Here is a 1,702-nt window from a genome sequence, read left to right on the forward strand (position 1 = left end):
CCCGCCGGGAGGGCCCTGACGATGACCCGCCGGCCGGGCGCCGGCGGCGCCGTGCCGCGCGGGGCACCGCGTCCCGTCCGCCGGACGCCGACTGCCGTCCGCTTCGCCCAGCTGCCCAAGGAGGCGCGGCCGTCCCACCGTTGGGACGCTGTCGCGCCCCGGCCGGAGGTCCTGGACGCTCGGCGTGGCTGTCCGGATTGGCTGTTTCCCGGGCGTGGGCTTGCTGGCACTCTGGCGAGCACCCCGGGAGCCGGTAGGGGAGACCAGGGGGGAATTCGTCCAGGAGGACCGGAAGGAAGCGCCAGCGTGATCGAGTGGAAGCTCCTGGGCGCCGGAGCCAGACCCGTACCGCAGCCCGTGGCCACGCCGCTGGTCTGGGCCGGGGCCGGCGGCGGCGCACTGGTGCTGGTGGCGCTGTTCAACACCGTGGTGGGGCCCGGCCGACCGGAACTGGCCCTGTCCGCGCTGTCCTTGCTGGCCGCCCTGCTGGGTCTGTGCGCACGCTTCACGGCCGCCCCCGGGACGGCCCTGCTGTGCTGGATGTTCCTCAACGGCTTCGCCATACCGCCCGCCGGCACCCTCACCTGGGCCGGGCACCGCGACACCAGCTGGCTGGCCTGCCTGCTCACCGCCGCCCTCACCGGCACGGCCCTGGCCCGTGTCCTCCACGCCCGCGCCGCCTACCGCCGCCTGACCCCCGGCCGCGCCCGGCCCGACACCGCGCCCGCCGACGCTCCGTACGTATCCTGACGTAGAGCTGCGCGAACGATCGAACAGCTGGAGTGGGGCGGCCGTTGACCCGCGCGCGGCGCGGCAGGGGGTCGCCGGGGGTCCCCCGCCGTCACGCTCGACGCCGAACGGGGCCCCTTCACCGCTCCGGGCGGCGGCACCTCGTAACGAGACAGGTTCACCGGGCCCTACGAGCACCGCACCCTGCCGGGCATCGGGCACGACGTGCCTCAGGAGGCGCCGGCCGCCTTCGCGCAGGCCGTCATCGTCGCCGACCGCCTCTGAGGCTTGCCGAGGGAATGGTCACCGGTCAGAATGGTGACGTGAACCTCGGCCATGTCTTCGTCTGCGGAAACCCGGCGCTCGACTTCGCCGCCACCCTCCGAGCCCGCCGTTCGGTGCGCTTCGAGATGTTCGTGACGCCGGACCGGCTGAACGCCTGGTATGTGGAGTCCGGGCTGGTCGACGCGGTCTCCCCGGGCCAGGAGAGCGACGTCGAGCGGGCGAGGGCCGTACGGGAGGCGGTCTACCGGCTCATCACCGCCCGCCGACTCGGGGAGGAGTACGACGGGGCGGCGCTGACCGTCGTGAACAACGCGGCCCGCACGCCGCCCGCCGTGCCTCAGCTCACCCCGTCGGGGCGCTGGACGCAGGCGACGCCGGACGAGGCCCTCTCCCTGGTGGCGCGACACGCCGTCGAGCTCCTGAGCGGCCCGGACGTGCCCCTGCTCAAGGAGTGCGGCAACCCGGAGTGCACCCGCACCTACGTCGACCGCTCACGGGGCATGCGGCGCCAGTGGTGCGGGATGGACTCCTGCGGCAACAAGATCAAGGCAGCCGCGTACCGCGCCCGCAAGAAGACCGCGACGCACCCTAGCTAGTGCCGCGGCAGGCAACGTTCGCCCCGTCACGACGCCCGGCACGCTCCCCCGCGCTCTCGACTCCGCTCGAGCAGGGGGTACCCCCACTAGCC

General features: G+C 74.2%; 2 protein-coding genes and 1 pseudogene. All 3 read left to right on the plus strand.

The window, feature by feature from the left end:
• The first annotated feature begins 306 nt into the window (after positions 1-306).
• The 3 genes and pseudogenes from ABZ281_RS48305 (at position 307) to ABZ281_RS48315 (ending at position 1,610) form a co-directional block, all read left to right on the plus strand.
• Entirely contained in the window at positions 307-750 is a 444-nt protein-coding gene (locus tag ABZ281_RS48305; RefSeq protein WP_356665093.1) for a hypothetical protein, read from the plus strand.
• A gap of 84 nt (positions 751-834) precedes the next feature.
• Positions 835-1,014: pseudogene (locus ABZ281_RS48310) on the plus strand (alpha/beta hydrolase); the annotation flags it as partial.
• Positions 1,015-1,052: 38 nt separating this feature from the next.
• Positions 1,053-1,610: a CGNR zinc finger domain-containing protein gene (locus ABZ281_RS48315; protein WP_356665095.1), complete on the plus strand. Its 558-nt coding sequence runs from the start codon at positions 1,053-1,055 to the stop codon at positions 1,608-1,610.
• Positions 1,611-1,702 lie beyond the last annotated feature (92 nt).

This window comes from Streptomyces sp. NPDC006265 (genome assembly GCF_040613555.1).
GTDB lineage: Bacteria > Actinomycetota > Actinomycetes > Streptomycetales > Streptomycetaceae > Streptomyces.